The organism is Micromonospora sp. M42, assembly GCF_000568915.1.
GTDB lineage: Bacteria > Actinomycetota > Actinomycetes > Mycobacteriales > Micromonosporaceae > Micromonospora > Micromonospora chalcea.
This window is the reverse complement of the sequence record NZ_KK037233.1, coordinates 5,786,911-5,810,175: the sequence shown is the minus strand read 5'-3', so window position 1 is coordinate 5,810,175 and position 23,265 is coordinate 5,786,911. Positions and strand designations below refer to the sequence as shown.

Below are 23,265 nucleotides of genomic sequence, written 5' to 3'. Positions count from 1 at the left end.
CCGGATGCGGGGCGTACCGGTCGGGCCGACGTCGCAGGTCAGAAGAACCGGCGACGCCTGGCCTTCTGCGGCCGGATCAGGTCGGCGCCCTTGGTCAGCAGACGGCTCACCCCGGACGGGCCGCGACGGGCCTCCAGGGTGTGGCTGAGCCGGCGCGCGCCGGCCGCCGCCAGCGGCACGGCGACCGCCATGACCGCCCACTGCGCGATCCGCTTCTGAATCATGTGGTTCACCTCCGCGTTTGCTGTCTGGAGGTATCGGTACCCAGAGCGGCGCGCCGGTAAGCCTGCCCCCTCAGGCGCCCGGGGCGACCGGGTTGGGCAGGGCGCCGCCGAAGCGGCGGTCGCGCTGGGCGTACAGCTCGCAGGCGTACCAGAGGTGGCGGCGGTCGAAGTCGGGCCAGAGCGTGTCCAGGTAGACCAGTTCGGCGTACGCGGTCTGCCAGAGCAGGAAGTTGGAGATGCGCTGCTCGCCGGAGGGGCGCAGGAACAGGTCGACCTCGGGCACCTCGGGGTGGTAGAGGTACCGCGCGACAGTCTTCTCGTTCACCTTGGCCGGGTCCAGCTTGCCGGCGGCGACGTCGCGGGCGATCCCGGCGGCGGCGTCGGCGATCTCCGCCTGGCCGCCGTAGTTGACGCAGAACTGCAGCGTCAGCGTCGAGTTGCCGCGCGACATCTCCTCGGCGGTCTGCAGCTCGGAGATGACGCTCTTCCACAGCCGGCCCGCGCGGCCCGACCAGACCACCCGTACGCCCAGGTCGACGAGCTGGTCGCGGCGGCGACGGATGACGTCGCGGTTGAAGCCCATCAGGAAGCGGACCTCGTCGGGCGAGCGCCGCCAGTTCTCGGTGGAGAACGCGTACGCCGACAGGTAGGGGATCCCCATCTCGATCGCGCCTTCGACGGTGTCGAAGAGGCTGTGCTCGCCCTGCTCGTGCCCCTTGGTGCGGGGCAGGCCGCGCTCCTTGGCCCAGCGGCCGTTGCCGTCCATCACGATGGCGACGTGCCGGGGCACCGCGGCGGGCGGCAGCGCCGGCGGACGGGCCCCGGAGGGGTGCGGGGTCGGCGGGACCGGCTCGCGGCGGGTCGCCCTCGTCGATCGGATCACTCGGTCATCTCCCTGTTCACACCGGCGACGGGCCCGGCGCCGGAGCGCGGCGGGGCCACATCCGGTCCCGCGCCGCCGGGCGACGGGACCGCGCCGGCCGCCGGGGCGCCCCGGTCGACCAGCGGCAGCGAGCGTAGCGCGCGTTCCAGATGCCACTGGAGGTGCGCCGCGACCAGCCCGCTGCACTCCCGGCGTACGCCGGTCTCGGCCGCGTCGGCGTACCCCCAGTCGCCGGAGGTCAGCGCGGACATCAGCTCCAGCGTGGCGGGCGCGGGGTGGGCGGCGCCGGGGGGCCGGCAGTCCGGGCAGACGGCGCCGCCGGCCGGTACGGAGAACGCGCGGTGCCGGCCCGGCTCGCCGCAGACCGCGCAGGCGGCGAGCGCCGGCGCCCAGCCGGCGAACGCCATGCCGCGCAGCAGGTACGCGTCGAGCACCAGCGTGGTGGCGTGCTCGCCGCGGGCCAACGACTTCATCGCGCCGAGGGTGAGCTGGAACAGCCGCAGCGACGGTTCGCGCTCGACCGGGGTGAGCCGCTCGGCGGTCTCGGCGATCGCGCTGGCGGCCGTGTAGCGGGGGTAGTCGCCGAGGAACCGTTTGCCGTACAGCTCGATCGCCTCGACCTGGCTGACGGTGTGCAGCGAGCTGCCCTGGTTGCCCTTGGGGTCACCGGCGAGCTGGAGGTCGACGTGCCCGAACGGCTCCAGCCGGGCGCCGAACCGGCTCGTGGTGCGCCGCACGCCCCGGGCCACCGCGCGCAACCGGCCGTGCCGGCGGGTGAACAGCGTGATGATCCGGTCGGACTCGCCCAGCTTCTGCACACGCAACACCACCGCGTCGTCGCGGTAGAGCTGTCGGCGGTACCCGGCCATCAGGCCATTCTCCCTCCGGGTGCGATCTCAGGGTCGGCTCGGGGTGGACCGGCGGGCGATCCCCGATGTGCCGGGCGCCGGGCCGGACCTAGTGTGCTGGCCATGGCTTCGCTCCGTACCGCGGTGGCCGCGACCGCTGCCGCCACGCTCATCGTTCTCTCCGGGTGTGACACCCTCTCGTTCCGCCGGCTCGACTACGACCACACCGAGCAGGCGAAGATCACCCGGATCACCGTGACGGAAGACGGCTCCGGGGACGTCGTGGTCCGGGCCAACGGCCCGGCCGACCAGGTACGGATCAAGCGCGTCGTCCGCTACCAGGGCGACGAGCCGACCAGCCGGTACGAGATCAAGGGCGACGAACTCGTGCTGCCCACCGACTGCGGTCACCGGTGCAGCATCTCCTGGGAGGTGACCGCGCCGCCCGGCGTGGCGGTGAAGGGCGGGACCGCCTCGGGCAACGTCGACCTGACCGAGATCGGGGCGGTGGAGTTCACGCTCAGCTCCGGCGACCTGACCATCCGGGGCGCCACCGGAGAGGTCCGCGCGTCGTCCACGTCCGGCAACATCCGGGTGGTCGAGGCGGCCCGCCCGGTGCGGTTGCGGGCCCGTTCCGGCGACATCGAGGCCCGGCGCCTCGCCTCCGCGGTCGACGCCGAGACCACCTCCGGCAACGTCGTCGTGGAACTGGACCAGCCCGCTCCGGCCCGGCTGCACGCCACCAGCGGGGACGTGGACCTGGCCGTGCCGGCCGGCCGCTACCGGGTGCGGGCCGAGGCGAGATCCGGGGACACCGACGTGACGGTGACCGACGACCCGGGCGCGTCAGTGCTGCTGGACGTCTCCGCCACCAGCGGGAACGTGACGGTCACCAGCCGCTGAGCGCGGTCAGTCGGCGGCCGGGGCGTCCCGCCGGTGGCCGCCCGCGCCCGGCGGCGGGTCGTCCGCCCGGTCCACCGCGCGGCGCGGCGACGGGATCCGGGCGCCGGCGCCCACCAGCCCGTCCTGGGCGCCGGCGGGAGCCGGGCTGGCCGGGGCGGCCGCCGCCCGCTCCGCCACGGTCCGCCGCGGCCTGCCGGGAAGCAGTTCCGGGGTACGCCGGGCGGCCACGTCCTCGACCCAGCCGACCATCAGCGTCACCACGCCGACCAGCGCGAAGACCAGCCCCACCCGCAGCCACAGGCCGACCGGGTCGCGTGGCGACCAGCCGACCAGGCCGACGAGCGGGGTGAGCGCCACCACGAACGGCATGTGCCAGAGGTAGATGGTCAGCGCCCGCCGGTTCACCACCGTCACCGCGCGGCCGAGCGCCGGCACGCGGTCGACCCAGGTCACCCCGGCCGGCGCGCGGCCGATCGCGACCAGGATGAACGCGGCCGACCAGAGCGCGTTACCGAGCGGGATGTCGTTGATGTCGTACCCGCGCGGGCCGGGATGGGTGAAGATCCAGGCCAGGCCGGCCGCGCCGACGACGGCGGCCACCGGCAGCAGCACCCGGTTGCGCATCCGGCGCAGCAGCCCGTCGTGGTGGGCGAAGCCGAGCAGCCAGGCGCCGAAGTAGAGGCCGAACTCGCGCAGCACCGTCGGCGGGTTCGCCAGGATGCCGGCCTCGATCGCGACCAGGAGCAGGTACGGCGCGGCCAGCGTGGGCAGCGGCGCCCGGCGGAACAGCCACAGCACGAACGGTGAGGCGAGCACGAACCACAGGTAGTCCCGCAGGTACCAGATCGGGCTGAGCGCCAGCCCGCCCCAGTAGTTGGCCGGTGGGTCACTGATCGGGAACAGCCAGAGCAGCACCTTCGGGCCGAACGCCAGCCCGGTGAGCAGCATGGCCGGCACGAAGACGGCGGCGACCACCCACAGCGACGGCAGCAGCCGGCGCAGCCGCCGCCCGACCGCGCCCACCCCGCTGCGGTCCAGCGACGCGGCCATCAGCGACCCGGCCAGGGCGAACATCACCGACATCGCCGGGAACACCAGCGTGAGCGTGGCGTAGCCGGTGACGTGGTACGTGACGACTCGGAGGATGGCCAGGAAGCGCAGCAGGTCCAGATAGCGGTTTCGCATCAGCTCGCGGCGGGGTCCGGGGGCAGAGACAATGGTCCCTACCCTGCTCCCGGACACCGCGAAACAACCACAGACGCCTATGAAAAGTGAGATGTCCCATAGGCCTGACTGATCCTGATCACCCGTCGGCGAGCACGCCCGGCCGAGGGCTCAGAAGCCGAGCTTGCGCAGCTGCTTCGGGTCGCGTTGCCAGTCCTTCGCCACCCGTACGTGCAGGTCGAGGTAGACCCGGGTGCCGAGCAGCTCCTCGATCTGCCGCCGGGCGGTGGTGCCGACGTGCTTGAGGCGGCTGCCCCGGTGGCCGATGACGATGGCCTTCTGGCTCGACCGCTCGACGTACACGTCGGCGTAGATCTTGGTGAGGTTGCCCTCCGGGATCATCTCCTCGACCACCACCGCGATGGAGTGCGGCAGCTCGTCGCGTACGCCCTCCAGCGCCGCCTCGCGGACCAGTTCCGCCACCAGGACCTGCTCCGGGTCGTCGGTGAGCATGTCGTCCGGGTAGAGCTGCGGAGACTCCGGCAGGTAGCCGGTCATCACGTCGACGAGCGTGTCGACCTGGTGCCCGGAGACCGCGCTGACCGGCACCACGGCGGCGAACTCGCCCAGCTCGCTGACCGCCAGCAACTGCTCGGCCAGCCGCTTCTTGTCCACCAGGTCGGTCTTCGTCACCACCGCCAGCACGGTGGCCTTCAGGCTGGCCAGCTCGCCGGTGATGAAGCGGTCGCCCCGGCCGACCGGCTCGTTCGCCGGCACGCACAGGCCGATCACGTCGACCTCGCTCCACGTCTCCCGGACCAGGTCGTTGAGGCGCTCCCCCAGCAGCGTGCGGGGGCGGTGCAGGCCCGGGGTGTCGACCAGCACGAGCTGCGAGTCCGGCCGGTGCAGCACCGCCCGGATGATGTGCCGGGTGGTCTGCGGCTTGTTCGAGGTGATCGCGATCTTGGTGCCGACGATCGCGTTCGTGAGCGTCGACTTGCCGGCGTTCGGCCGCCCGACGAAACAGGCGAAACCGGCCCGGTAGGGACGCGCCTCAGGCGTGGTCACTCGACCACCGTGCCGAGCACGGCGCCGTCCGGCGCGGCCACGTGGATCGGCGCGTCGGCGGACAGGTCACGCACCGCCGCGTGCCCCGCCCCGTCCAGCGTCGACGCCTCGGTCACCACCACAGCGGCCTCCAGCCGGCTCGCGCCCGCCGCCACCGCCGAAGCGACAGCCAGCTGGAGCGCGGTGAGCGTCAACGACGGCAGCGCAACGCTCGCCGCCGCGTACGTCCGGCCGTCCTGGTCGCGGACCGCGGCGCCCTCCACTGCCGCCACCCGGCCCCGCGCGCCCCGGGCCAGCACGACGAGCTTGGCGTCCTCGGCGCTCAGCTCGGCCGGATCGGCCGGGGTGGGCAGGGCGGCGGGCACGGCGGGTGTCTCAGGCATCGGCGGATTGCCTCTCCTCGGAACGGTTGTTGTCGCCACGGGAATCGGGCGGGTCGTTTCGGTTCGCGCCCTCCGGCGCGTCGCCCCGGTCGACGCGGCTCACCAGAACCGTGTCGATCCGGTTGCGCCGGCCGGTGGTGCCCTCGGCCATCAGCCGCAGGCCGGCCACCTCGGCCTCGGCGCCCGGGATGGGCACCCGGCCGAGCGCCTGCGCCAGCAGGCCACCGACCGTCTCCACCTCGTCGGTGGGCAGCTCGGTGTCGAACAGCTCGCCCAGATTCTCCACCGGCAGCCGCGCGGTCACCCGCACGGCCCCGTCCGGCAGATGCTCGACCGGCGGGCGCTCGACATCGTACTCGTCGGTGATCTCCCCGACGATCTCCTCCAGGATGTCCTCGATGGTGACCAGCCCGCCGGTGCCGCCGTACTCGTCCACGACGATGACCAGGTGGTTGCGGGCCGCCTGCATCTCCGAGAGCAGGTCGTCCACCGGCTTGGACTCCGGCACGAACGTGGCCGGGCGCATCAGCTCGGCCACCGGCATCTGCCGGGCCGCCTGGTCGCCCTGCACCCGCCGGATCAGGTCCTTGAGGTAGAGCACGCCGAGCACGTCGTCGACGTTCTCGCCGATCACCGGGATGCGGCTGAACCCGGAGCGCAGGAACAACGCCAGCGCCTGGGCGAGCGTCTTGCGCTCCTCGATCCACACCATCTCGGTACGCGGCACCATCACCTCGCGCGCGATGGTGTCGCCGAGCGCGAAGACCGAGTGGATCATCTGGCGCTCGCCGTGCTCCACCACGCCGCGCTGCTCGGCCAGGTCGACCAGCTCCCGCAGCTCCACCTGGGTCGCGAACGGCCCCTCGCGGAAGCCCTTGCCCGGGGTGACCGCGTTGCCGATCAGGATCAGCAGCGACGCCAGCGGGTTGAGCGCGCGGCCCAGCCAGCGCACCAGCGGCGCGACCGCCCGGCCGACCGCGTACGCGTGCTGGCGGCCGATCGTGCGCGGCCCGACCCCGACCACCACGAAGCTCACCACCGTCATCGCGCCGGCGGTCACCAGCGCCGCCCGCCAGCCCGCGCCGAACGTGTCCACAGCCACCAGCGCGACCAGCGTGGTGGCGGTCAGCTCGGCCAGCAGCCGCAGCAGGAGCAGCAGGTTCAGATGGCGGACCACGTCACCGGCGACCACCTGCAGGGCCCGCCCGCCGCGCGCCCCGTCCCGGGTCAGCTCCGCGGCGCGGGCCGGGGAGACCGCTGCGAGCGCCGCCTCGGTCATCGCGATCAGGCCGGCGAGGACCACCAGCCCGGCGGCGAAGACCAGGAGTTGAAGATCGGGCAGGCCGGCGGGGGCGCGGACCGCCGCCAAGGTGTCCATCACCGCGACCGGGTCGACCGCCAGCTGGCCAGCAGCCGGGCCTGGAGACCGAACATCTCCCGCTCCTCCTCGGGCTCGGCGTGGTCGTAGCCCAGCAGGTGCAGCACGCCGTGCACGGTGAGCAGGTGCAGCTCGTCGGCCGCCGAGTGCCCGGCCACGGCGGCCTGCTTGGCCGCCACCTCCGGACAGAGCACGATGTCGCCGAGCAGGGCCGGCTCACCGCCGGCCGGGGCGCTCTCGCCCGGGCCGTGGTCGACGCTGCCCTCGTCCATGGGGAAGGCGAGCACGTCGGTCGGGCCGTCGCCGCCCATCCAGCGGTGGTTCAGCTCCGACATGTACTCGATGTCGACGAGCAGCACGGACAGCTCGGCGAGGGGGTTGACCCCCATCTCGTCGAGGGCGTGCCGCGCGACGGCGAGCACGGCGTCGGTGTCGACCTCGACACCCGACTCGTTGGCGATCTCGATGGACAACTGTCTTCCTCTGATGGTGTGACGGCTTGCGCCGGTGGTCAGCGGCGCCGGCCGGCCCGGCCGCCCTGGGCGGTCCGCCCGGGTACGGCGTGCACGCTCTGGGCCTGCTGGTTCTCCCGCTCGGCGTCCCAGCGGGCGTACGCGTCGACGATCTCACCCACCAGCTTGTGGCGGACCACGTCGGAGCTGGAGAGCTGGGCGAAGTGCACGTCCTCGACGTTGTTCAGGATCTCCCGGACCACGCGCAGGCCGCTGGTCGTCCCGCCGGGAAGGTCCACCTGGGTGACGTCACCGGTGACGACGATCTTGGAGCCGAAGCCGAGCCGGGTGAGGAACATCTTCATCTGCTCGGGCGTGGTGTTCTGCGCCTCGTCCAGGATGATGAACGCGTCATTAAGCGTGCGGCCCCTCATGTATGCCAGCGGCGCGACCTCGATCGTGCCGGCGGCCATCAGCTTCGGGATGGTCTCCGGGTCGAGCATGTCGTGCAGCGCGTCGTAGAGCGGGCGCAGGTAGGGGTCGATCTTCTCGTTCAGGGTGCCGGGCAGGAAGCCCAGCCGTTCCCCCGCCTCGACCGCCGGGCGGGTCAGGATGATCCGGTTGACCTGCTTGGCCTGCAGCGCCTGCACTGCCTTCGCCATCGCGAGGTAGGTCTTGCCGGTGCCGGCCGGCCCGATGCCGAAGACGATGGTGTGCGCGTCGATCGCGTCGACGTACTTCTTCTGCCCGAGCGTCTTGGGACGGATGGTGCGGCCGCGCCGGGAGAGGATGTTGAGCGTCAGAACCTCGGCGGGCCGCTCGGCGCCGCCCTGCTCGAGCATGCCGACGGTACGCCGTACCGCGTCTGTGGTCAGGGTCTCGCCTTTCTCGATCAGTTCGAGCAGCTCACTGAAGAGACGCTCGGCGAGGGCGTTGTCGGCGGGCGCGCCGGTGATGGTGATCTCGTTGCCGCGCACGTGGACGTCGCTGTTGACCGAACGCTCGACGAGTCGCAGGATCTCGTCGCCCGCGCCGAGCAGGTTCACCATGATCTTCTGGTCTCCGACCGTGATCCTGGTCTGCACGCGCGGCGTGCCGGGAGGTGGGGTGCCGGTCATAGGTCGGGCCGTCGGGCCCTGCGCCACCTGCTCTCCGCTTCTCTGTGCCGGGCCCTGCTGGCGCGGCGTACGGTTACCTCCCATCGTATCGGGTCGGCACCGCGCACACCGCGCCCATTTCCGGCGCTCGGCGATCAGTCACCGGCGCGGAAGTCGTACCCGTCGAAGGTCTCCTGGCGGCGGGTGAAGCGGTAGGTCGCCCAGTGCATCCGGACCACCACGCCGTGCTCGTCGCGCGTGAGCCGCAGCAGCTCCCCCACCTCGCGGCCGGAGACCGTGCGGAACACGTCCGGCCGGTCCGGCAGCGGCGCGAACACCGCCGGCGGCTTCCCGGCCGGGTCGTCCGCGCCCCGGGCCCGCAGCGTCCCGTCGTGCCAGGAGAAGACGTACTCGAAGCCCTCGCCCCACCAGCGGCCCAGCATGCCGCGCAGGTGCGCCGGCGCGGGCGGGCCGGGACGCCACGGCTCGATCTCCGCCGGGTCGTGCTCGGCGGCGGCGGCGAGCAGCCGGTGCGCCAGGTCGAACACCTCCACGCCGGCGCCGGACGAGCCGAGCACCGCGGCGCCCATCGCCCCGGCGGTGCCCTGCCCGCCGCGCCGCCCGTAGACGGCGGCGAGGAATCCGGGCATCGCGCCGTCGTGCCCCACGTGGGTCACCCGCTCGGGCTGCGGCACCAGGATCAGCCCGAGGCCGAAGCCGGCCGTCCAGACCGACTCGTCGGTGGTGGTGAGCGGCCAGCGCATCTCCTCGACGGTGGCCGCGGCGAGCACCGCGCCGTCCGGGTCGAGCGCCGCCGGGTCGGCCAGGAAGGCGGCCCAGCGGGCCATGTCCGGCGCGGTGCTCCAGAGCTGGGCTGCGGGGGCCACCGCGCCGAAGTCGGCCGGTGGCTCCGGGTGGGCCTCGTCGGAGTACGCGTCGACCAGGAACCCGGTCGCGGCACGCTCGGTCGGGGCCGGACCGGTGGCGGTCAGCCCGAGCGGGGCGAGGACCCGGTCGGCCAGCACCTCGGCCCAGGTCCCGCCGCGCAGCCGGGCCACCATCTCGCCCAGGAGGGCCATGCCGAGGTTGGAGTAGTGGAAGCGCCGCCCGGTGGGCAGCACCCGCTCGACCCGGGCCAGGTCGGCCAGCAGCTCCTCGACGGCCGGGGCGCGCAGGCTGTCCCACACGTCGCCGTGGGGCTCGCGTTGCAGGCCGGCGGTGTGCGACAGCAGCCGGCGTACGGTCAGCTCGCCGTGCGCCGGCAGGTCGAGGTGCCGCCCGACCGGGTCGTCCAGGTCGAGCAGGCCGTCGTCGCGGCACTGCATGACGAGTACCGCGGTGAACGTCTTGGTGACCGAGCCGATCCGGAACACCGTCTCCGGCCCCAGCGGGGTGTCGTTGCCGGTGTCGCCCACGGCGCAGGTCCAGAGCGGCCGGTCGGCGCGGTGCAGGGCGGCCGACACCGCCGGGATCCGCCCGGTGGCCTGGGCCTGGCGCACCATCCGGCCGAGCCGGTCCGAGACGTCGGTCATCGGCAGAGCATCGGGCCGAGCGGCGCGCCGCCGAGCAGGTGGGCGTGCACGTGGAAGACCTCCTGGCCGCCGTACGGGCCGGTGTTGAACATCAGCCGGAACCCGTCCACGGTCAGGCCCTCCTCCTCTGCCACCACGGCGGCGGTCTGGAGCACCTCACCGGCCAGTTCGGGCGCGCCCTGGGCCAGCGTGGCCACGTCGGCGTAGTGCTCCTTCGGGATCACCAGCACGTGCGTGGGCGCCTTCGGGTCGATGTCCCGGAAGGCCAGGGTGGTGGCGGTCTCGCGGACGATGGTGGCGGGAATCTCCCCGGCGACGATCCGGCAGAAGAGGCAGTCCATCGCAGCAGTGTAAGGAGGGGCCCCCGCTTAACGCCTCCGGCATGGGAAGGGGCCCTTCTTAACACCCCGGGCCGGTGCGGCAGGATGGCCGCCATGGCGGGACGGGCGGTGCTGGTGACGGGGGCCTCGCGGGGCATCGGGCGGGCGGTGGCGCGAGCGTTCGCCGCAGGTGGGGACCGGGTGGCGATCCACCACCGGGACTCCGCCGAGCTGGCGGAGCGGCTGCGCGCCGAGCTGCCCGGCGACGGGCACGTGGTGGTACGCGCCGACCTGGCCGACCCCGACGCGGTACGCGCCATGGTGGACGAGGCGGCCCAGCGGCTCGGCGGTCTCGACGTGCTGGTGAACAACGCGGGCGTGTTCGGGCCGGCCGATCCCCCGCACCCGGTCTTCGCGAGCAGCTACGAGCAGTGGCGGGCGCGGTGGCGGGAGGTGCTCGACACCAACCTGGTCGGCGCGGCGAACGCGGCCTGGTGCGCCGCGCAGCACATGCGCGACAGTGGGGGCCGGATCGTCAACGTCTCGTCCCGGGGCGCGTTCCGGGGCGAGCCGGCCAACCCGGCGTACGGGGCCAGCAAGGCCGGGATGAACGCGATGGCCCAGTCGCTGGCGGTGGCCCTGGCGCCGTACGGCATCGGGGTGGCCTGCGTGGCGCCCGGCTTCGTCGAGACGGACATGACCAACGAGCATCTGAAGGCAGAGCGGGGCGAGGCGGTACGCGCGCAGTCCCCGTTCCACCGGGTGGCGCGTCCGGAGGAGATCGCGGCGGCGGTGCACTGGCTGGCGAGCCCCGAGGCCGAGTGGGCCTCAGGAACGATCATCGACCTGAACGGCGCTTCCTACCTCCGCTCCTGACCCACGCCTCCCCCGCTACCAGTGGGTCAGGCGGGTGGCCAGGACTGTCAGGGCGGCCACGCCTGCTGTGGACGTACGCAGCACCGACGGGCCCAGGCGGACCGTGCGGGCGCCCGCCTCGGCGAACGTGGCCAGCTCGTGGTCGGCGATGCCGCCCTCCGGGCCGACCACCAGGACGATCTCCCCGGCCGTCGGCAGGTCGACTGTGGTCAGCCGGTCCTGCGCGCCCTCGTGCAGCACGAACGCGGCGGCCGCGCCGGCGATCCGGCGGGCCACCGTGGCGGTGGACTCGTCCGGGGCGCCGGCCACCACCGGCAGCCACGGGCGGCGGGCCTGCTTGGCCGCCTCCCGGGCGGTGGCCACCCACTTCTGCCGGGCCCGTACGCCCCGGTCGCCGCGCCACTGCGCCACCGAGCGGGACGCCGCCCACGGCACGATCTCGTCCACCCCGACCTCGGTCATCGCCTGCACGGCGAGTTCACCCCGGTCGCCCTTGGCGATGCCCTGCACCACGACGAGCCGCGGGACGGGCGCGTCCGCGTACCCCCGGCTGGTGACGCGCAGGTCGAGCGCGCCCCGGCCGACGGCGGTGACCACCGCGGCGGCGGTGCCGCCCCGGCCGTCGGCGAGCAGCAGCTCCTCACCGGCCCGCAGCCGCTGCACGGTGGCCGCGTGGTGGCCCTCCGGGCCGTCCAGCGTCAGCGTGTCACCGGTGGGCAGCGCCTCGACCAGGAACAGCGGGGCGGACACCTCAGGCGTGCCCGTTGAAGGCGTCGCGCATCCGGGAGAAGAAGCCGCCCTGCTTGGTCAGCTCGGCGACCTCCTCGCCGCGGGTCTTGGCGAAGTCGCGCAGCATCCGCTCCTGGTCGGCGTCGAGCTTGGTCGGGGTACGCACGTCCAGGTGCACGTAGAGGTCACCCCGGCCGGTGCCGCGCAGGTGCGGTACGCCCCGGGCGCGCAGCCGCAGCGTGCTGCCGGGCTGGGTGCCGGGCTTGACGTCGACGGTCTCCTCGCTGTCCAGCGTCTTGATGGTCAGCCGGGTGCCGAGCGCGGCGGCGGTCATCGGCACCGTCACCCGGCAGTGCAGGTCGTCGCCCTTGCGGGAGTAGACGTCGTGCGGCCGCTCGTGGATCTCCACGTAGAGGTCCCCGGCGGTGCCGCCGCCCGGGCCGACCTCGCCCTGCTGGGCCAGGCGGATCCGCATGCCGTCCTCGACGCCGGCCGGGATCTTGACGGTCAGCGAGCGGCGGGTACGCACCCGGCCCTCACCGGCGCAGGTCGGGCAGGCATGCGGGATGGTGGTGCCGTAGCCCTGGCAGACGGTGCACGGCCGGGCGGAGACCACCTGGCCGAGGAACGTGCGCTGCACCGACTGCACCTCGCCCCGGCCGGCGCACGCCTCGCAGGTGGCCAGGTGGGTGCCGGCGGCGGTGCCGGCGCCGGAGCAGGTGGTGCAGAGCACCGCGGTGTCGACGGTGATCGGCGCCTCGACGCCGAACGCGGTCTCGTTGAGGTCCAGTTCCAGGCGCAGGATCGCGTCCGCGCCGGGCCGGGTGCGCGGCCGGGGTCCCCGGCTGCCGCCCGCCGCGCCGCCGAAGAACGCGTCCATGATGTCCTGGAAACCGACGAACGGACCGGCGCCGCCGGGCCCGCCCGGGCCGCCCATGCCACCGCCGCCGGGGGCGAGCGGGTCGCCGCCGAGGTCGACGATCTGCCGTTTCCGGTCGTCCGAGAGGACCTCGTACGCGGCGTTGATGTCCTTGAACTTCTCCTGGGCCTCCGGGTCCGGATTGACGTCCGGGTGGTACTGCCGCGCCAGCTTGCGGTAGGCGCGCTTGATCTCGTCGTCGGAGGCTTCCCGGCTCACGCCGAGAATGCCGTAGTAGTCCCTGGCCACTGCGTTAGGTGTCCTCATGTTCGTCTCGCGTCGCTCCGGTCGTCGGCCGCAACCGGCCGTCGGCCCTGACTGGTCAGTTCTGGGCCAGCAGTTCGCCCACGTAGCGTGCCACGGCCCTCACCATGGCGATATTGCCGGGGTAGTCCATCCGGGTCGGCCCGAGCACGCCGAGCCCACCGACGATGGTGCTGCCCGGTCCGTAGCCGGTGCTGACCACCGAGGCGGCCCGCAGGTTGTCGAACTCGTTCTCGTCGCCGATCAGCACGCGGGTGGTGCTCGGCTCGGTCTCGCCGATCAGTTTGAGCAGCACTACCTCTTCTTCGAGCGCCTCCAGGATCGGCCGCAGCGAGCCCTGGAAGTCGAGCAGGCCGCCCCGGGTGAGGTTGGCCTGGCCGGCCAGCGCGAGGCGCTCCTCGTGCCGTTCCACGAGCGTCTCCAGCAGCACCGTGGACAGCGTGGTCATGGCCGGGCGCAGGTGCGGCGCGGACTCGTCCACCAGGGCCTGCACCAGCGGCGGCGTCTCGGAGAGCTGGCTGCCGACGAGCTTCTCGTTCACCAGCCGGCGCAGGTCGGTCACGTCGTCGGCGGGAACCGGGGCGGGCAGCTCGACGAGTCGCTGCTCGACCCGGCCGGTGTCGGCGATCATGACGACCATCAGCCGGGTGGTGGAGATCGGCACGAGTTCCAGGTGACGCACCTTGGACCGGGCCAGGCTCGGGTACTGCACCACGGCGACCTGCCGGGTGAGCTGGGCGAGCAGCCGGACCGTGCGGTGCACCACGTCGTCCAGGTCGACCGCGCCGACCAGGAAGCGCTCGATGGCGCGGCGCTCGGCGGGGCTGAGCGGCTTGACCCGGGAGAGCCGGTCCACGAAGAGGCGGTAGCCGCGGTCGGTGGGCACCCGGCCGGCGCTGGTGTGCGGCTGCCGGATGTAGCCCTCCTCCTCCAGCACCGCCATGTCGTTGCGCACCGTCGCCGGGGAGACGCCGAGCTGGTGCCGCTCGACCAGGGCCTTGCTGCCCACCGGCTCCTGCGTGGCGACGTAGTCCTCGACGATCGCGCGCAGCACGGCGAGTTTGCGGTCGTCGAGACCCATGTCCCCACCTCCTGACACACCTCGGCCGGGCCGGCACGCGGCATCCGCCGGGCGGCTGGCACTCGACTGTAGCGAGTGCCAGTCTACGTCGGCACCCCCACCGACGCGATGATCGCCTGACGGACCTGCGGTGCGGCCCACCACACCGCGCGGCACGCCAGGGCCGAACAGCCGGTCACGCTCGGTCTGTGTCGCCCTGGTGCGACTTGCCCGCTGGCCCTACCGTGACCTCCATGACTGAACCTCCTCGCCCTCCCGGAGCAGGGGACTCCGGCCCCCAGCCCGACCCGTCGGCGCCCTACGGCTCCGGCGAGCCGCCCACCGCTCCACTGTCCGGCGCGCCGGGCGCGGGCGGGTATCCCCCGCCCGGTGACTATCCGCCCCCGGGCGGCTACCCGCCCCCCGGTGCCCAGCCTCCGCCGGGCGGCTACCCGCCCCCTGGTGGTTACCCCCCGCCGGCCGGCGCGCCGGGCTACGGCGCCGGTGGCGGCTATCCCGGCGGTGGCGGCTACGGCCCGGCCGGGTACGCCAACAACGACGAGAAGACCTGGGCCCTGGTGGCGCACTTCGGTGGCGCCGCGGGCGTCATCATCGGTGGCGGTCTGCTCGGCTGGGTCGCCCCGCTGATCGCGATGATGACCCGCGGCCAGCAGTCGCCGACCGTACGCGCCCACGCGGTCGCGGCGCTGAACTTCCAGATCACCTGGACCATCGCCAGCGTCCTCGCCTGGGTGATCACGGTCATCACCTGCGGGATCCTGTTCTTCGTCCCGATGCTGGTCTGGCTGGTGCCGTTGATCTTCGGGATCATCGGCGGGGTCAAGGCCAACGAGGGTGTGCTCTACCGCTACCCGATGACCTACAACTTCGTGAAGTGACACCGCCGGCCGGCCGAGGGGGCGGCCGGCCGGCGCCGGTCACGGCAGCAGGTCGCGTACCACCGCGTCGGCCAGCAGCCGTCCGCGCAGCGTCAGCACCACAAGCCCCCGCGCGTACGCCCCGGCGTCGAGCAGCCCGGCGTCCCGGGCCCGCTCGGCGCCCGCCCGGCCGGGCTCGTCCAGCACGTCCAGCGGCAGCCCGGAGGCGAGCCGCACCCGCAGCATCACGTCCTCCATGTGCTGCTCGTCCGCGCTGAGCACCTCCCGGGCCAGTGCCGGCGAGGCGCCCTCGGCCAGCCGCGCCGCGTACGCGCTCGGGTGTTTGACGTTCCACCAGCGCACGCCGCCGACGTGGCTGTGCGCCCCCGGGCCCAGGCCCCACCAGTCGGCGCCGGTCCAGTAGAGCAGGTTGTGCCGGCACGCCGCCGCCGCCGAGCGGGCCCAGTTCGACACCTCGTACCAGGAGAAGCCGGCTGCGCCGAGCGCCGCCTCCGCGGCCAGGTAGCGGTCCGCCGCCACGTCGTCGGAGGGGTACGGCAGCTCGCCCCGGCGCATCCGCGCGGCCAGCCGGGTGCCGTCCTCCACGATCAGGGCGTACGCGCTGACGTGGTCCACCCCGGCGTCGACGACCTGGGCCAGCGAGGCGGCGAAGTCGTCTGCCGTCTCGCCCGGCGTGCCGTAGATCAGGTCCAGGTTCACGTGCTCGAACCCGGCGTCGCGCGCCTCCAGCGCGGCGGCGGTGGCCCGGCCCGCGCTGTGCCGCCGGTCCAACACCGCGAGCACCCCGGGTGCGGCGGACTGCATGCCCAGCGAGATCCGGGTGTAGCCGGCCGCCCGCAGCGTCTTGAGCGACTCCGGGGTCACCGACTCCGGGTTGGCCTCGGTGGTCACCTCCGCGTCGGCGGCCAGCCCCCAGACGCGGTCGATGCCGTCGAGGATCCGGGCCAGGTCGTCGGCGGGCAGCAGGGTCGGCGTGCCGCCGCCGACGAAGACGGTGTCGACCCGCTGCGGCGGCGAGTCGCCCAGCACCCGGGCGGCCAGCGCCAGCTCGGCCAGCACCGAGTCGGCGTACGTCTCCCGGCTCGCCCCGCCGCCCAGCTCGGAGGCGGTGTACGTGTTGAAGTCGCAGTAACCGCACCGGCTGGCGCAGAACGGCACGTGGACGTACACGCCGAAGCCGCGCGCGCCGACGGCGCGACGGGCGGTGGCGGGCAGCGATCCGTCGCGCGGGACGGGTTCGCCTTCTGGAAGGACGCCGGGCATGGCCACTAGTGTGCCCGGCATGACCTCTCCGGACGCTCTCGTGCGAGTCGCCACGGCCCGTGGGGTGACCACCCTCACCCTGGACAGCCCGCACAACCGCAACGCGCTCTCCACGCCCCTGATGACCCAGCTGCTGGCCGGGCTCGCCGACGCGGTCGCCGACGACGCGGTACGCGCGATCGTGCTCGACCACACCGGCCCGGTCTTCTGCTCCGGCGCCGACCTGAAGGAGACCGCCGCCGCGTACGCCAGCGGCACGGTGCCCGCCGGGATGCTCGGCGACGTGCTGGTGGCGGTGCGGGAGTGCCCGAAGCCGGTGGTCGCGAAGGTCGCCGGGCCGGCCCGGGCCGGTGGGCTGGGCCTGATCGCCGCCGCCGACCTGGCGGTCTGCGCGCAGGAGGCGACGTTCGCGTTCACCGAGGTGCGGATCGGGGTGATCCCGGCGGTGATCTCGGCGACCGTGCTGCCCCGGCTGGACCAGCGGGCCGCCGCCGAGCTGTACCTGACCGGCGACACGTTCGACGGCCGCCGCGCCGCCGAGGTCGGCCTGGTCACCGCCGCGGTGCCGGCCGGCGAGCTGGACGCCGCCGTCGAGCGTTACTGCGCCTCGCTGGTCAGGGGCGCGCCGGGGGCGCTGGCCGGGGCGAAGGAGCTGCTGCGCCGGCCCGCCGCGACTGACCTGCGGGCCGAGATCGCCGAGTTGGCGGCGCTGTCCACCGGGTACTTCCTCTCCGACGAGGGGCGTGAGGGCGTCATGGCGTTCCGGGAGAAGCGTCCCGCCGCCTGGGTGCCCGCCGGAGACTGAGGTGCGCGGCGGGGCCCGGCTGGTCACCTTCGGTGGTGGCGGGCCCCGCGCGGCGGCACGGCGCCGGTCACGTGCTGGCGGGACGGCCACTCGGCCGAGACGCGGCGGCGCGGGGCCGACGTACGCTTGGCGGACTGTCGGGACAGGGGGTGCGGGTGCGGACGCGAGCGGCGATCGTGGCATCTGGTGTTGCGGTGTGCGTACTGGCGCTGCTCGCGGTCTATGTCGTGACCAAGCAGTTCGGCGAGCACCTGCGGCTCCCCCTGGCCAGCCGGACCTGCACGGTGCAGGCCGACGGCGAGGTGGTGCTCGGCGCCGACCAGATGGCGAACGCGGCGACCATCGCGGCCATCGGCATGCAGCGCCGGATGCCCGAGCGGGCGGTGGTGGTGGCGCTGGCGACCGCGTACCAGGAGTCGCACCTGCGCAACATCGCGCACGGCGACCGCGACTCGCTCGGCCTGTTCCAGCAGCGCCCGAGCCAGGGCTGGGGCACCCCGGAGCAGGTCCAGGACCCGCGGTACGCGGCGAACAAGTTCTACGCCGCGCTGAAGAAGGTCAAGGGCTGGGAGCGGATGCGGGTCACCGACGCCGCCCAGCGGGTGCAGCGGTCGGCCTTCCCCGAGGCGTACGAGAAGTGGGCCGACGAGTCGGAGGTCCTGACCCGCGCGTTGCTCGGCCACGCGACCGGCGCGGTGGCCTGCACGGTGAGTTCGCCGCCGACGATGCGCGGGCCGGCCGCCGCCAGCGCCGTGCTGGAGAGCCTGTCGCTGGACTGGGGGCTGCCCCGGCTGGCCACGGCGACGGACCTGACCGCGCTCACCGTGCCGGCCGGCGACGACCGCAACGGCTGGCGGTACGCGCACTGGCTGGTCTCGCACGCCGACGACCACGGCGTGAAGAAGGTCCGCTTCGGCAACCTGGAGTGGACCGCCGAGCAGGGCTCCTGGGCCCGGGTGAAGGGCGACCCGGCCACCGAGGTACGCGCCGAGGTGTTCGCCGCGGCCTGACGGCCCGCCGGCTCAGCCCTTCACCGCTCCCGCCACCAGGCCGGAGACCATCCGGCGCTGCACCAGCAGGAAGAAGACGATCACCGGCAGGGTGAACAGCGTAGACGCCGCCATCACCGAGCCCCAGGCGGTGTCGTCGCGGCCGAAGAAGAACGTCATCGCCACCGGCAGCGTGTACTTCTGCTGGTCGTTGATGAAGGTCAGCGCGAAGATCAGCTCGTTCCAGGCGGTGATGAACGAGAAGATGCTGGTGGCGACCAGGCCGGGCGCGACCAGCGGGAACAGCACCTTGCGGAACGTCTGGGCCCGGCTGGCGCCGTCGATGGCGGCGGCCTCCTCCAGTTCCTTCGGCACCGCGGCGACGAAGCCGCGCAGCATCCAGACCGCGAACGGCAGCGAGAAGCCGAGGTACGTGAGGATCAGGCTGGGCAGCGTGTTGTAGAGACCGAGCCGCTGGATCATCAGGAACAGCGGGATGACCAGCGCCTCCAGCGGGATCATCTGCACCACCAGCAGCATGATCAGGAACGTGGTGCGCAGCTTGAACCGGAACCGGGCCACGGCTGTCGCGGCGAGCAGGGCGACCAGCCCGCTCAGCAGCACCGTGGCCCCCGCGACGAGCACGCTGTTGAGGAAGAAGTCGGTGAACGTCACGCCCGGGATCAGGTTGCCGGTGAGGATCTCCCGGTAGTGCTCCAGCGTCGGCTCGGCCGGCACCGGCCGGGGCGTGGACGAGAAGATCTCCCGGTTGGGCTTCAGCGACGTCGCCACCATCCAGTAGACCGGGAACGCGGCGAAGAGCGCGACCAGCAGGCCCGCGCCGTTGAGGGCGATCCTCTTCATCATTCGTCCTCCTGCCGCAGCACCATGCGGACGTACAGGGCGGTCACCACGAGCAGGATCACGGTGAGGATCACGGCGATGGCGGAGCCGAGGCCGTACTTCGGCGGCGGTGAAAACGCCTCCGCGTACGAGTAGATCGACAGCATGAACGTCGACCGGTCCTGGGTGCCGCCGGCCAGCACGAACTGCTGGGTGAAGACCTTGAAGTCCCAGATCGTGGAGAGCACCACGAGGATGCCGAAGACCGGCCGCAGGATCGGGAACGTCACCTTCCAGAACACCTTCCACGGGCCGGCGCCGTCGACCCGGGCCGCCTCCTGCAACTCCGTCGGCACGCTCTTGAGCCCGGCCAGCACGCTCACCGCGATGAACGGGAACGAGTGCCAGACCACCACGAGCGTCAGGATGGCGAAGAACAGCAGCGGGTCGTTGAACCAGCCGTACCCGGTCCAGTCGCTGCGCCCGAACAGCGCCGTGGACAGCCCGTCGGGAAGCTTGTTGAACAGCCACGTGACCAGGCCGCTCGTGTCGTCGAAGATCCACTTCCAGACGATCGTGCCGGTCAGCGCCGGGGTGGCCCAGGCAAGCATCACGCAGCTCGCCACGAACGTGGCCATCTTCTTGCCCAGGCGGTTGAGCAGCAGCCCGACCAGCGTGCCGAGGACCATCGTGAGCGCCACGTTGGCGACCGCGAACAGCACCGTGTTGCGCAGCACCGTACGGAAGAACGGGTCGCCGAGGATCTGCGCGTAGTTGGCCAGGCCGATCCACGGCCACTCGCGGTCGCCGCGCAGCTGCCGGACGCTGTCCAGCTTGTGGAAGGACATCCACACGACCTGGCCGAGCGGCCAGAGCAGCAGCACGGCGATGATCGCCAGGCAGGGCAGGAGCAGAAGGTACGGAAGGTAGTCCACCCGGCGACGGCGCCGCCGCGCGGGGGTCTCCCGCGCGGCGGCCTCGCCGGTGGCCTCGGTCAGCGTGGTCACTTGGCGTTGAGGATGCTTTCGATCTCGGTGGCCGCGTCGGCGGTGGCCTTCTCGACCGTCTTCTGGCCCTTGATGACCGAGCTGTTCATCGCCTGGGTCACCGTCTTGGTCCGGCTGACCTCGACCCACTTCGGGGTGAGCGGGGTCAGCTTGGTGTTCTGGATGGCCGTGGCGAACGCCGCCATCACCTTGTCGTTGGCGTAGTCACCGCTGCTGACCAGGTCCTGGTAGACCGGGAAGAACCCGAGGCTGCTGGCGAACTCCTTGTCCTTCTGCTTGCTCAGCAGCACGGTCATGTAGTCCCAGGCCAGCGCCGCCCGCTCGCTGTCCTTCCAGATGGCGATGTCGGAGCCACCGGCGAACGCCGGGGCGGCCTTGCCGTCCGGGCCGGGGATCGGGAACGTGCCCCAGACCTTCTCGATGTCCGGGTTGTCCTTCTTCATCGCGCCGCCCTGCCAGCTACCCGCGAACGCCATCGCGGCCTTGCCGGTGGCGAACTGGGTACGGGCGTCGACCTCGTTCCACCCGGCGGCGGCCGGCGGGGCGACCTTGTGCACCGTCACCAGGTCGGTCCAGAACTTGACCGCCTTCTGCGCCTCGGGGGTGTTGTAGCCGGACTTCCAGCTGTCCCCCTCCTTGGTGGCGATCTCCGCGCCGGCACTCCAGAGGAAGGAGTAGAACGGCAGCTCGGAGTTGCCGGGCAGGGCGATGCCGTAGGTGCCGGGCTTCTTGGCCTGCACCGCCTTCGCGGCGGCGACCATCTCGTCCCAGGTCGTCGGCGGCTTCACGCCGGCCTCGGCGAACCAGTCGGTGCGGTAGTAGACGGCGCGCACGCCGGCGTACCACGGCACGCCGTACTGCTTGCCGTCGAGCTGAGCGTTCTTGACCAGGTCGGGCAGGATGTCCTTGCCCTCGGACCAGGCGTTGAACTTGTCCGAGACGTCGGCCAGGGCCTCCTGAGCGGCCCAGCCCTGGGTCTCGGTGTTGCCCAGCTCGGTGACGTCCGGGCCCTCGCCACCGGCGAGCGCGGCCTGGAACTTCTTCGGCGCCTCGAGCCAGGGGATGTACTGCACCACCACGTCGGTCTCGGGGTGCTTCTTCTTGAACTCCGCCTCGACGCTGTCGAGGAACGCGGTCTGGGCGTCGCCGCCCTCACCCATCATCCACACAGTGAGCTTGCTGTTGTCGGCGGCCTTGTCGTCGTCGCCGGAGCCACCGCACGCGGTCAGCACCAACGCGGCCGACGCCACGATGGCGGTGACCGGAGCCAGCCGCTTCCACCTGTTCACGCCATATCTCCCTCAGGGCCGTTTGGCACTAACCTTCTCCGCCGCACCTTAGTAGGAAAATTTCCTTTACAACAGGGGGTGTTCGTGACGGAGGGCACAGGCGACCGTATCGCAGCCGGGGCCCGGCCGACATCGATGCCGTCCGGGCAGTTCAGAGCCCACGAACGCCGACGGGCGCCCGGCCGGTGAGGCCGGGCGCCCGTCGAGGCGCGTGGTGCGGGGTCAGTAGCGCGAGACGCCGCGGCGACGGCCGACACCGGCCACCAGGGCCACGCCGATCGCGGCGAACAGCACCTGCAGCATCAGCTCGCGCCAGTCGATTCCGGCGGTCTCGGCGAAGCCGGAGGCCCGGGCGACGAGCGTGCCCAGAAGCGCGGCGCCGACGCCGATCAGCATGTGCAGCCACATGGGCATGTTCTGCCGGCCCGGCACGACCAGCCGGCCCAGCGCGCCGACGATCAGACCAACGACCAGCGCCGTGATGATGCCCCAAACGGTGAGCTCCATGGTCGCCCTCCTCCTTAAGATCCGGTCACACGTTTTTGTGTGGTTACTGTCGTGATCGCTAAGTTCCCGACCGCCCGGAAATCCAAACCGACTCCGATGACGAATTGTTCAGACGTACCCTGACCTGCTGCTTCTCCCCGAAACCGGGCGCGGCGGGCGGGCCCGACACACCGACGGTGTTCAATGCGCCGATACGCCGACGGGTGCCCGGCCGATGCGGCCGGGCACCCGTCGAGGCGCGTGATGCGTCGATCAGTAACGCGAGACGCTGCTGCGGCGGCCGACGCCGGCCACCAGGGCCACACCGATGGCGGCGAGCACGACCTGCACGGCCAGCTCGGCCCAGTCGATGCCGGCGGTCTGCGTGGCGATGCCGAGCGCGCGGGCCAGGACGGTGCCCAGCAGCGCCGCGCCGACGCCGATCACCATGTGCAGCCAGATCGGCATGTTCTGCCGGCCCGGCACGACCAGCCGGCCCAGCGCGCCGACGATCAGACCCACGACCAGCGCGGTGATGATGCCCCAGACGGTGAACTCCACGGTCGTCCTCCTAAAGCGATTTCGCACGTTCTGTGCGGTTGCTGTCGTGACCGCTAAGTGCCCGACGCATCGAAAACCGAAACCGGCCGCATCGACCGCCACCCTCCCGGCTGACGCGAACCCGCAGGTGGGAGCGCTGCCACCGGCTGAAAATCTCCTGGGTACGCGAACGGCCGGCGCCCCTGCGAGGGGACGCCGGCCGCTGCGCGGAGCCGGACCGCTACTTCTTGCCGGCGGGCTTGCCGTCGCCGGAGTCGGACGAGAGCGCCGCGATGAACGCCTCCTGGGGGACCTCCACCCGGCCCACCATCTTCATCCGCTTCTTGCCCTCCTTCTGCTTCTCCAGCAGCTTGCGCTTGCGGCTGATGTCACCGCCGTAGCACTTGGCGAGCACGTCCTTGCGGATCGCGCGGATGGTCTCCCGGGCGATCACCCGGCTCCCGATCGCCGCCTGGATCGGCACCTCGAACTGCTGGCGCGGGATCAGCGAACGCAGCTTCGCCGCGATCGTCGTGCCGTACGTGTACGCCTTGTCCTTGTGCACGATCGCGCTGAACGCGTCGACCGGCTCGCCGTGCAGCAGGATGTCCACCTTCACCAGGTCCGACGCCTGCTCGCCGGAGGGCTCGTAGTCCAGTGAGGCGTAACCCTTGGTACGGCTCTTGAGCTGGTCGAAGAAGTCGAAGATGATCTCGGCCAGCGGCAGCGTGTAGCGCAGCTCCACCCGGTCGGCGGAGAGGTAGTCCATGCCGAGCAGGCTGCCCCGGCGGCCCTGGCACAGCTCCATCACCGCGCCGACGTAGTCGTTCGGGGTCAGCACCGTCGCCCGCACCGTCGGCTCGTACACCTCCGCGATCTTGCCGGTCGGGTACTCGCTCGGGTTGGTGACCACGATCTCCTCGCCGTCCTCCTGGATGGCCCGGTAGACCACGTTCGGGGCGGTGGAGATCAGGTCGAGGTTGAACTCCCGCTCCAGCCGCTCCCGGATGATCTCCAGGTGCAGCAGGCGAGGAAGCCGCAGCG

Annotated in this window: 25 protein-coding genes and 1 pseudogene; 5 read left to right on the top strand and 21 right to left on the bottom strand. The window is 72.5% G+C overall.

What is annotated here, in order from left to right; translation table 11 throughout:
• Window positions 1-38: 38 nt before the first annotated feature.
• The 3 genes from MCBG_RS26845 to recO all read right to left on the bottom strand — a co-directional run bounded on the left by MCBG_RS26845 (window position 39) and on the right by recO (window position 1,976).
• On the bottom strand, window positions 39-224 hold the full coding sequence (locus MCBG_RS26845) for a hypothetical protein (RefSeq protein WP_013287960.1): 186 nt from the start codon (window positions 222-224) through the stop codon (window positions 39-41).
• Window positions 225-294: 70 nt separating this feature from the next.
• Entirely contained in the window at window positions 295-1,107 is an 813-nt protein-coding gene (locus MCBG_RS26840) for an isoprenyl transferase (RefSeq protein ID WP_043329022.1), read from the bottom strand.
• Window positions 1,104-1,976 (bottom strand): DNA repair protein RecO, encoded by an 873-nt coding sequence (gene recO / locus MCBG_RS26835; protein WP_043329020.1) that lies wholly within the window; start codon window positions 1,974-1,976, stop codon window positions 1,104-1,106. The genes MCBG_RS26840 and recO overlap by 4 nt, the downstream gene beginning before the upstream one ends.
• Window positions 1,977-2,078: 102 nt before the next feature.
• Between recO and MCBG_RS26830 the strand changes: the two genes are divergently transcribed.
• The gene (locus tag MCBG_RS26830) at window positions 2,079-2,858 is read left to right on the top strand and encodes a DUF4097 family beta strand repeat-containing protein (RefSeq protein WP_043331022.1); all 780 of its coding nucleotides are present in this window, start codon (window positions 2,079-2,081) and stop codon (window positions 2,856-2,858) included.
• A gap of 6 nt (window positions 2,859-2,864) precedes the next feature.
• Here the strand turns inward: MCBG_RS26830 and MCBG_RS26825 are convergent, their stop codons facing one another.
• From MCBG_RS26825 to MCBG_RS26790, 8 genes are all read right to left on the bottom strand, one after another.
• Window positions 2,865-4,043, bottom strand: coding sequence for an acyltransferase family protein (locus MCBG_RS26825; RefSeq protein WP_043329018.1), 1,179 nt, complete (start codon window positions 4,041-4,043; stop codon window positions 2,865-2,867).
• Window positions 4,044-4,193: 150 nt separating this feature from the next.
• Window positions 4,194-5,090, bottom strand: coding sequence for a GTPase Era (gene era / locus MCBG_RS26820; protein ID WP_043329016.1), 897 nt, complete (start codon window positions 5,088-5,090; stop codon window positions 4,194-4,196).
• Window positions 5,087-5,473, bottom strand: coding sequence for a hypothetical protein (locus MCBG_RS26815; RefSeq protein WP_030503128.1), 387 nt, complete (start codon window positions 5,471-5,473; stop codon window positions 5,087-5,089). Before MCBG_RS26815 ends, era begins: the two co-directional genes overlap by 4 nt.
• Window positions 5,466-6,875 (bottom strand): hemolysin family protein, encoded by a 1,410-nt coding sequence (locus tag MCBG_RS26810; RefSeq protein ID WP_181373794.1) that lies wholly within the window; start codon window positions 6,873-6,875, stop codon window positions 5,466-5,468. Before MCBG_RS26810 ends, MCBG_RS26815 begins: the two co-directional genes overlap by 8 nt.
• Window positions 6,851-7,324 carry an rRNA maturation RNase YbeY gene (ybeY, locus tag MCBG_RS26805; RefSeq protein WP_030503126.1) on the bottom strand — a complete coding sequence of 158 codons (474 nt, stop codon included), beginning with the start codon at window positions 7,322-7,324 and terminating at the stop codon, window positions 6,851-6,853. Before ybeY ends, MCBG_RS26810 begins: the two co-directional genes overlap by 25 nt.
• A gap of 38 nt (window positions 7,325-7,362) precedes the next feature.
• Window positions 7,363-8,421, bottom strand: coding sequence for a PhoH family protein (locus tag MCBG_RS26800; RefSeq protein ID WP_030503125.1), 1,059 nt, complete (start codon window positions 8,419-8,421; stop codon window positions 7,363-7,365).
• 134 nt (window positions 8,422-8,555) lie between these two features.
• Window positions 8,556-9,932: a serine hydrolase domain-containing protein gene (locus tag MCBG_RS26795; protein ID WP_043329013.1), complete on the bottom strand. Its 1,377-nt coding sequence runs from the start codon at window positions 9,930-9,932 to the stop codon at window positions 8,556-8,558.
• A complete protein-coding gene (locus tag MCBG_RS26790) occupies window positions 9,929-10,273 on the bottom strand; it encodes a histidine triad nucleotide-binding protein (RefSeq protein ID WP_013475524.1) in 345 nt (114 codons plus the stop codon). Before MCBG_RS26790 ends, MCBG_RS26795 begins: the two co-directional genes overlap by 4 nt.
• 93 nt (window positions 10,274-10,366) lie before the next feature.
• On the opposite strand from MCBG_RS26790, the gene MCBG_RS26785 reads away from it, so the two are divergent.
• The gene (locus MCBG_RS26785) at window positions 10,367-11,128 is read left to right on the top strand and encodes an SDR family NAD(P)-dependent oxidoreductase (RefSeq protein ID WP_043329012.1); all 762 of its coding nucleotides are present in this window, start codon (window positions 10,367-10,369) and stop codon (window positions 11,126-11,128) included.
• Between the two features lie 15 nt (window positions 11,129-11,143).
• On the opposite strand, the gene MCBG_RS26780 is transcribed toward MCBG_RS26785, so the two are convergent.
• The 3 genes from MCBG_RS26780 to hrcA form a co-directional block, all read right to left on the bottom strand.
• Window positions 11,144-11,878 (bottom strand): 16S rRNA (uracil(1498)-N(3))-methyltransferase, encoded by a 735-nt coding sequence (locus MCBG_RS26780; RefSeq protein ID WP_043329010.1) that lies wholly within the window; start codon window positions 11,876-11,878, stop codon window positions 11,144-11,146.
• 1 nt (window position 11,879) lies between these two features.
• Complete coding sequence (gene dnaJ, locus MCBG_RS26775) at window positions 11,880-13,025, bottom strand: molecular chaperone DnaJ (RefSeq protein ID WP_176722776.1); 1,146 nt, start codon at window positions 13,023-13,025, stop codon at window positions 11,880-11,882.
• A gap of 73 nt (window positions 13,026-13,098) precedes the next feature.
• On the bottom strand, window positions 13,099-14,121 hold the full coding sequence (hrcA, locus tag MCBG_RS26770; protein ID WP_030503120.1) for a heat-inducible transcriptional repressor HrcA: 1,023 nt from the start codon (window positions 14,119-14,121) through the stop codon (window positions 13,099-13,101).
• 233 nt (window positions 14,122-14,354) lie between these two features.
• Between hrcA and MCBG_RS32075 the strand changes: the two genes are divergently transcribed.
• Entirely contained in the window at window positions 14,355-14,999 is a 645-nt protein-coding gene (locus tag MCBG_RS32075; RefSeq protein ID WP_082931180.1) for a DUF4870 domain-containing protein, read from the top strand.
• A 39-nt stretch (window positions 15,000-15,038) separates the two neighbouring features.
• On the opposite strand, the gene hemW is transcribed toward MCBG_RS32075, so the two are convergent.
• Window positions 15,039-16,262, bottom strand: coding sequence for a radical SAM family heme chaperone HemW (gene hemW / locus MCBG_RS26760; protein WP_176722777.1), 1,224 nt, complete (start codon window positions 16,260-16,262; stop codon window positions 15,039-15,041).
• Window positions 16,263-16,281: 19 nt separating this feature from the next.
• Here hemW and MCBG_RS26755 point away from each other — a divergent pair, with 19 nt between their 5' ends.
• Together MCBG_RS26755 and MCBG_RS26750 are read left to right on the top strand one after the other, a co-directional pair.
• Complete coding sequence (locus tag MCBG_RS26755; protein WP_043331020.1) at window positions 16,282-17,067, top strand: enoyl-CoA hydratase-related protein; 786 nt, start codon at window positions 16,282-16,284, stop codon at window positions 17,065-17,067.
• A gap of 149 nt (window positions 17,068-17,216) precedes the next feature.
• Complete coding sequence (locus MCBG_RS26750; protein WP_030503116.1) at window positions 17,217-18,077, top strand: hypothetical protein; 861 nt, start codon at window positions 17,217-17,219, stop codon at window positions 18,075-18,077.
• 12 nt (window positions 18,078-18,089) lie between these two features.
• Here MCBG_RS26750 and MCBG_RS26745 read toward each other — a convergent pair whose 3' ends face one another.
• The 6 genes and pseudogenes from MCBG_RS26745 to MCBG_RS26720 form a co-directional block, all read right to left on the bottom strand.
• Window positions 18,090-18,923: a carbohydrate ABC transporter permease gene (locus MCBG_RS26745; RefSeq protein ID WP_043329004.1), complete on the bottom strand. Its 834-nt coding sequence runs from the start codon at window positions 18,921-18,923 to the stop codon at window positions 18,090-18,092.
• Window positions 18,920-19,906, bottom strand: a complete 987-nt coding sequence (locus tag MCBG_RS26740; RefSeq protein WP_043329002.1) for a carbohydrate ABC transporter permease — start codon at window positions 19,904-19,906, stop codon at window positions 18,920-18,922. Before MCBG_RS26740 ends, MCBG_RS26745 begins: the two co-directional genes overlap by 4 nt.
• Window positions 19,903-21,195 carry a sugar ABC transporter substrate-binding protein gene (locus MCBG_RS26735; protein WP_043329000.1) on the bottom strand — a complete coding sequence of 431 codons (1,293 nt, stop codon included), beginning with the start codon at window positions 21,193-21,195 and terminating at the stop codon, window positions 19,903-19,905. Before MCBG_RS26735 ends, MCBG_RS26740 begins: the two co-directional genes overlap by 4 nt.
• Before the next feature lie 222 nt (window positions 21,196-21,417).
• Entirely contained in the window at window positions 21,418-21,702 is a 285-nt protein-coding gene (locus MCBG_RS26730) for a GlsB/YeaQ/YmgE family stress response membrane protein (RefSeq protein WP_043328998.1), read from the bottom strand.
• A 252-nt stretch (window positions 21,703-21,954) separates the two neighbouring features.
• Entirely contained in the window at window positions 21,955-22,242 is a 288-nt protein-coding gene (locus tag MCBG_RS26725; RefSeq protein WP_043328996.1) for a GlsB/YeaQ/YmgE family stress response membrane protein, read from the bottom strand.
• A gap of 220 nt (window positions 22,243-22,462) precedes the next feature.
• Window positions 22,463-23,265, bottom strand: a pseudogene (locus MCBG_RS26720) (elongation factor 4); the annotation flags it as partial.